A 7,052-nucleotide genomic window follows, 5' to 3' on the forward strand; every position below is an offset into this window, starting at 1 on the left:
TGTTTGCAAACGCTATTATTGTCTTTAAGACATTTTTTGGTGAGGAAAGGTCACGTTTGAATTCAAGCGTTTTACCTTCCGGCATTTTTATCATAGAGGAGAGTGGGATAGCCATTACGCCTCCTTCTGCAGACCCAAAAGACCGGCTGACTGAACAACTGCCTCATGAAGTGCCTCCATCTTCTCCGATTCGTTGCGGCCGTCAACGAGGCGGATATATGCACCTCTATAATTAGGATGTTGGGCATTCTCTATAACAAAAGCAGTAGTTGATACAACTTCGCCGCCTATGCTGTCAAATGCCCTTGGGCCCATATGTGCCATTGTAATTATGGTTTCATTATCCAGTATATTCGCACGAAGTTTTTCAAAAGAGGATAAGAACATCCAGCTTTGCATCGTAATCATCGCAACCAAACCCTTCTTCATTGAAAGATCCAGATTGCGCTCAATAAACATAGCAAAGAGATCGGATTTGCTCTCCGGATAGTTGTCCTTTGCAAACTTTTTAAGATCTTCATTCAGCCCCTTATTCCCCATATATGGGGGATTTGCAACGACAACATGGTAACGCGGCTCAAGATATTCTGCCTGTTTTAAAGCGGACAGAACCTTCTTGTGAGTCTCATAGAGAATAAGACTGGATGAGAGATTCTTCTCATTTAACATCCGGCGGATGTCAGATAAAGAATTTGATGAAGGACGGATAAGCGATCCGAAATTATCAGCCTCAGTGAATCCAAGAATCGTCTCTTTTAGCCCGGAAGAAAAAAGATTGCTTCCAACCGCTGACATATAATCCTCAAACTCACCCTCATCAAATGAGATATTCTCAAGAACACAGATATTCGGCTGAACAGGACTCTCAAAGAACTTCCTGTTCTTCCTCTTCGCCTTCATAACAAGAGCAAAAGCCGCAAGCGATCCCGCACGCTTATCAATTTCAATACCATAGAGATTGTTTCGTAAAATTGTCTGCGGGATTTCGGATTCGATATAGCCTTCCTCTTTGTACATCTCATACAAAAGGTCGAATGCATAAACCAATATGTGCCCCGAACCGCAGGCAGGATCACACACCCGTATTTCCTCCGGTGAAGAAATCCTCAGAAAGTCTGACTCCTTCTCCTCAGGCATGATATAGTAATCCATCATCTCAAAAAGCCGGGAGTTTGGCCGGTTTAACATCCACAGCCGCCCAAGAGAATTCTCAACCAGATACTGAACAATCCACTTCGGAGTAAAAAGCTGGGTTACAGCCGGAATCTGGTCAGGTGTATACGCCTTTTTAGCCGCCATCAGGCGATCCTTCTTCTTCGCAATATAATCCTGGTAGATCCATCCGATGATCTCAGTCTCTCTCCAGTCTTCCTCGCTGATAATATCATTGAGATCTTCAAGAAGAGAATCGGTATGCAGAAGACGTTCAGGGAATAAAAGTTCGGTATAATCCGAGATCTCCTCAAACATAAACGGCATTGTCTCATGAAGGAAATTACAAAGCCTGAAAAACAGATAGCGGTACAGCTCCTCCTCCTTTCCCTCAGACTTAAGATCAAGAATATGGCCGCGATCAACATTCAGGAAAGAAAGATCCAGGGCCCTTGTCAGGATATCAGGCTCTTTTTTTCCTTCGGTCCCGGATGAAAAAACCCTGACCGGCATATACCCGTTCGCCTCCATAAAACGGATAGCAACAAACCTGTTAAACCATGTATAGGTAATCTCCTCAACAACCCGTTCGTAACCCTTTTTCTTTATCTCACCAACCAGAACCTTTCTCTGGTCTGCAATATCCTTTTTGTAAGGTTTTCCGCCGATAATAACCGAATCTTCAAATTCGCTCTCAACCTCGTAGATCTCTTTTGGAAAAATCTTGTAAAAAGCCGCCCGCTTCTTCGTCTCTTCAGAAAGCCTCTCTCTAAGTGAATCTGAAAATTGCAGCACCCTTGCCTTATCCATAATCAGATCACCTGTATCTTCTTCTTCTCATCCAGAATTTTCTTTAATTTGGCTTTCAATTCAGTGATATATTGCTCGAGGTCTTCCTCATTCTCAATGTTCTTCTTTGTTTTAAATATCGATTTATTATCGATTATCTCAAGAGGGACTTCAGGAACTACCTCGTCTCCGTCTTTTAAATCCGGCTTTTCTGCCTTAATCTTACTTTCAATCTCCTGATATGAATATTTATATTTTCCAGGAAGACTTCCAATCTGCAGTTTAATAAATGAACAGTCATTTGATCTCTCAACCTGTCCTGCAGAATAATCAAATGATTCACCAACAGATCCTATCTCAGCCGAATAATCTGACATAGAATATGAAAATTCTTTATTCAGCCGGGCTTTATATCCCTCAGTCTCGTTTTTAAATTCATCCTTCAATTTTGCAAGAGACTCTGCCAAAGAATTTTCAATAGATGCCTCAAGCTGTGGAAGCATCCGAATCTCCGGATAAGGTTCATCAGAATCAAGAATCCCTTCAATCTTAGAAAGACTTCTCTTTGCCTCCTCGTTTAGAAACTGGGCGTTTCTCCTGTATCCCTCGATCTTATCCAGAATTCTTTTAAATATATCCTTCTGGCTCCCTTCGAAGAATTTTACAGGCAGTTCAGCCTCTTTGTTAAGCCTGAATATTTCATCCGTCTCATCAGAGATCTTAGCCAGAAATGCCGACGGATCAGATACTCCCAAAAGATCCTTAATAAATCTCAGATAATTTTCAATAGGCTGTTTTCCCGGATACCTGCTCTCCTCTGAATATTTGACAAGATCCTCAGAAAGCTCCTGCTTCTTATCATCAAAGAGAGTTTTTGCCCGATTATAGAGATCACTCTCTTTATCCGGCAGATCGGTTTTTTCAAATACATCTCTAAGTACAGACTTAACATTATTTAAAATCTCAATGCCTGTCTTCTTCCTGATCTCAATGATAACTCTGTCAAAATGTTCCTTCTTTGTCAGATACCTGGTAATCTCTTCAGGTTCTAAGGAAAGGTAAGTCCTCTGGTACCTGAGTTTAATATCTTCATTTCTGAAAAGAGTCGCAACCAGGCCGGAAACTGTAAAATTCTTCCATCCATAAGGTTTCTTCATAAAATGGCTTCTTATTTCGCTTAACAAAACCTGGATTTTTTTCTCTTCTTTGACACTGATGTAATTGAGCATCTCATCAAGTGCAAGTTCATTTGCCCCCTGACTTCCCACTCCAAATCTCTCAAGGTCATCTTCTTTTAACAGCCTGATGATATCATACTCGGATTCAAACTCTTTCTTTACATAATCCGATTTGCTATAGACATTATCAATGAGTTTTTCATAACCCTCCTTTACCCTGTCTCTCGGCCCTCCCGAATCGATGCGAACCTCTTTGCCGTCGATAAAGACCCTTGCATTCTTAACTCCCTCACAGATTGCCATCTTTGAAGAGTCTTTAAGTCTCGCTGCTTCCTGATTTTTTTCAACAATAATTTTCTTTATAAAATCATCACTGCGGGTAGAACCGTTCTGTTTAAGATATTTTTCAATCTGTAGATACTCTTCAATCTGGGAAATAAATCCACTATCCTTTGGGAATATAAAAAGAAGAGTCCCATCTGAATCAACATTGCTTAAAACCTCCCCGGCAAAATTGCTCTGGTCGCTGCTTCCAGGATATTCATCAGACAAAGGTGTCAAAAACCTGATTGTCAAATCAGCATCAGTGGAATTCGTAATCTTATCATCAACCGATTTATTGAACTTATACTCTCCGTAAGACTTCTGGCAAACTTCATTTGAATTGAATACTTCATCATATACCTCATCGACAATTTTGTGCCTGTCAACATCGATATTTTTTATCTCCCTGTTTATTTCCTGCTCCTCATTTGTGAGAAAATGGAAAGTATCCCCGGATTTACTAATCAAAGTCTCCTTTTCAAGCCGGTTTAATGATGAGATTACAGTGTCTTTTAGTGCAAGTTTGTCCTCATCCACGCTTGTAAGCGATAAAACAACAATATTGTCAAGGGTTGGCTGAAGCTCCTTTACATGCCTGATTAAAAACAAAGTCTTCAGTATGAGACAGTCAAATTCTTCAAGATTATCATTATCCTCAGCCTGGGCTATCGTTCTTGCAATCACCGGGTCGAGAAACGTAACAACAGTATCATAAAACGAATAAAACGGAACGAGAGCACCCAGAGAAGAATCCCCATATTTTTCTGCTGCTTCCTTATATGCATTTAGCATCGAGCGTTCGCCTTTTGCAAGATGTTTCCCTGCAAAACCTGTCGATCGAATCTTTTCAAAAACCCTCTGCAACACATTAAACTGATATGGCACAAATGGATAAACCGATGTAAAATCTTCAGAATCCCGGAAATTCTTCATCTCGGCGCTGCCCTGTGAAAAAGATATCAGATTCTTAAGAATAATCTTCTTCTCATCGAAATAAAGAGAAAGAGTTTCATTATATTCATCCTTCTTCTTAAGGATCCTCTTCTTGATTACCTCATCGACATTCGCACTGGATAAACTAACTCTTGTATCAAAACGAGCCTGAATTTTAGAGAAATCCTGTTTTGTCTCTTTCTCCTTAATACCTTTAACCGCTGTCTCAATATCAGCCTGTGAAGTAACGATTATCCAGGCCTTTCCTTTAAGAATAGTCCCGAGTTCTTCTGCCACTGTCTGAAGATTAAGCATCAGGTGGCTGTTATCTCCGATATATTGCCCTATTTCATCAATAAGGAATATCACCTGATGATCCTTATCTTTTGAATCGCAGTATTTTTTAACAGCCTTTGCAAATTTTTCCGGAGTTAAAATATAGTTCTGGCCATCTGATTCAAACATCCTTGCAGATGCTTCCTTACTCTGAAAACCGCATCTTTCCAGAGCCTGAACAATATCATCCTGCTCAAATGAATACTGATCGCGGATATCTTCCCAATTGCCACCGTTTATCTTTTGAAATTCTTCTTTAAATGAATCAAAAAGTCCCTTATCATCAAGATTTTCTTCAAGTTCTGCTATCCAGAAAACGTCACCGAAATATCCTCTCTTTTCATTAAAGACCCTCATCAGTATATCGACAATTCTCTCTGATGTCTCTCCGGATTTGGAATCAATATTGAATAGTATTACATCTTTAGTACCTGTCTTCACAGATTTGTCGATTGTACTTAGAACACCGGGATCCTGAATCTTCTGCTCAAAAAATCCGAGTGCGGTTTTACCAAAAACTTCCTTATTTTCAAGAAGATATGCAAGTGTTTTAAGAAAATGCGATTTACCTGATCCAAAATCTCCGGAAATCCATACACCTGTTTTATCAGTTGGAGAATTTATTGATTTCAAATAATTCTCGAAAAACTGATCCAGGTATTTCAAAGATTCCCTGGTTACAACATACTCATCAAGTTCAGTAAAGACATTGTGTTCATCATACTGATCAACCTTGATTACCCCGTTGATCTCTCTTTTTATGTCATTATAAAACAAATCGCTGATTTTAGTTTCCATTATCCACCCCCGGATTAACTATTTTATTCATTTACAATCCTAAATGCACGGTAATAATTGGCATCTTTAAACTTACCAAAGAGACTTAGTTCAGTGTTACTATAAACACCCGGATAAAATGCCAGCAATGGAGTATTTCCTAAAACAGTCTGCAGGTTGTTTAAGATCGAATGTGATCTAATCATAGGCCAGGCTTTTCCAATTCCTGTAAGAAATACTACTTCAATATTACCGGAGTCTTTAATCCTTTTACCTATAGCATTTTTCACTGTTTCCGGCTTCAGAATAATCCTTAATTTATTCAGTAACTCGTCTGAACCCTTATTTTTCTCAAATTCAATAATCTTTTCTGGTTTAATTTTACTTTCAATAATCTCAAGGCACAACTCATAAAGGTCGATCTCAATAAAAATGATTGAATGAGATTTCATAATCTCTTCTATTCTTCGTATCGAGTCTCTTATCAGGTGTTCATCTTCAGGAGGATAATCAAAAATCCAGAAGGGGATTTCATTTCCCAACCCCCTTCCCTTTAAAAAATCATCACTAATAATTTTGTCTTTGAGAAGTTCTATCCGTGCCTTGGTGTTCATTCTTATATTTTCTATTGTAGAGAATGTATAATAGTTTTATAGATTGGATTTTTCATCTTTTCATTAACATTTCAGAATACCAGTAAAAGATTCCAATGAAAATTTTAAACGCCTTCAAATCCAAAACACATCCAATGACAATCTGGATCGCATCGACCAACCGCGAAAACTGGGAGGTAATCAAAAAGAAGAACCTCTGGGGCGTTCCGAAGAGGAATAAAAACAGCATTGAAAGATCAGCCCCCGGAGATAAGATCCTCATATTCGTCCGCCAGGAAAATGCAGGAGACACTATTCTTCCATCCGCAATAACCGCTGCATATGAGATAGCATCAAAGCCTTTTGAAGAAAAAACAGAAATTTTCAAAAAGCCTCCGACAATGAGCGGCGAAGAAGTATTTCCATATTGTGTTAAATTAAAACCTGTCAAGATCTTCAAAGAGGAGCTCGACTTTAAATCAATAATTTCAAATCTTGAATTCATCACAAACAAAAAACAGTGGACCGGGCACTTAAGAACGGCAATGAGAACAATCCCTGAAGATGATTATGAATATATAATAAAGGCTGCCGAGACTCCGAGAGGGTGATTTTATGGGAGACATTCGAAAATCAAAAAAATCCAAAAAAACGAGCTATCCGGAATTTCCGGATAGTTCAAAAGTATATAATTTAAAATCCCCGGCGTTTTTATAACAATTTAAATGCCTCTTTGAAAACATTCATATTACATATCTTACTAATAAGATTTGTAAGATACGGCATGCCATTAATAGAAATAAAAACCGGAACCATTACAGAAAAAGGCCAGATTGTCATTCCAAAATCATTAAGAGAGAGATTTAGTCCGGGAGATAAAGTTGCAATAATTTCTTATGAGGACAGAATTGAATTAAGGCCAATCGATTCTGTAAACGAAGCGCTTTCATGCGCATATGCAGCGGAGAAG

General features: G+C 38.8%; 5 protein-coding genes. 2 read left to right on the forward strand and 3 right to left on the reverse strand.

All coding sequences use genetic code 11. The annotated features are described in order from the left end of the window. Positions 1 to 114 precede the first annotated feature (114 nt). Genes pglX through ACTB1O_RS06840 form a run of 3 tightly spaced genes read right to left on the reverse strand, consistent with a single transcriptional unit; the run spans position 115 to position 6,103 of the window. Positions 115 to 1,962 (reverse strand): BREX-1 system adenine-specific DNA-methyltransferase PglX, encoded by a 1,848-nt coding sequence (gene pglX, locus ACTB1O_RS06830; protein ID WP_462994390.1) that lies wholly within the window; start codon positions 1,960 to 1,962, stop codon positions 115 to 117. Positions 1,963 to 1,964: 2 nt separating this feature from the next. Next, positions 1,965 to 5,510, reverse strand: a complete 3,546-nt coding sequence (gene brxC / locus ACTB1O_RS06835; RefSeq protein WP_462994391.1) for a BREX system P-loop protein BrxC — start codon at positions 5,508 to 5,510, stop codon at positions 1,965 to 1,967. Between the two features lie 23 nt (positions 5,511 to 5,533). Continuing rightward, positions 5,534 to 6,103 carry a DUF1788 domain-containing protein gene (locus tag ACTB1O_RS06840; protein ID WP_462994392.1) on the reverse strand — a complete coding sequence of 190 codons (570 nt, stop codon included), beginning with the start codon at positions 6,101 to 6,103 and terminating at the stop codon, positions 5,534 to 5,536. A gap of 134 nt (positions 6,104 to 6,237) precedes the next feature. On the opposite strand from ACTB1O_RS06840, the gene ACTB1O_RS06845 reads away from it, so the two are divergent. Both ACTB1O_RS06845 and ACTB1O_RS06850 read left to right on the forward strand, forming a co-directional pair. After that, a complete protein-coding gene (locus tag ACTB1O_RS06845) occupies positions 6,238 to 6,693 on the forward strand; it encodes an EVE domain-containing protein (protein WP_462994393.1) in 456 nt (151 codons plus the stop codon). A 173-nt stretch (positions 6,694 to 6,866) separates the two neighbouring features. Continuing rightward, the coding region (locus tag ACTB1O_RS06850) for an AbrB/MazE/SpoVT family DNA-binding domain-containing protein (RefSeq protein WP_462994394.1) at positions 6,867 to 7,052 on the forward strand (186 nt) is incomplete at its 3' end.

The sequence above is a fragment of the Methanomicrobium sp. genome, assembly GCF_055145805.1.

Bases quoted from the DNA above. Each gene is read 5' to 3' on its own strand.
- brxC (WP_462994391.1), bottom strand. From the start codon at position 5,510: ATGGAAACTAAAATCAGCGATTTGTTTTATAATGACATAAAAAGAGAG.
- ACTB1O_RS06845 (WP_462994393.1), top strand. From the start codon at position 6,238: ATGACAATCTGGATCGCATCGACCAACCGCGAAAACTGGGAGGTAATC.
- ACTB1O_RS06840 (WP_462994392.1), bottom strand. From the start codon at position 6,103: ATGAACACCAAGGCACGGATAGAACTTCTCAAAGACAAAATTATTAGT.
- pglX (WP_462994390.1), bottom strand. From the start codon at position 1,962: ATGGATAAGGCAAGGGTGCTGCAATTTTCAGATTCACTTAGAGAGAGG.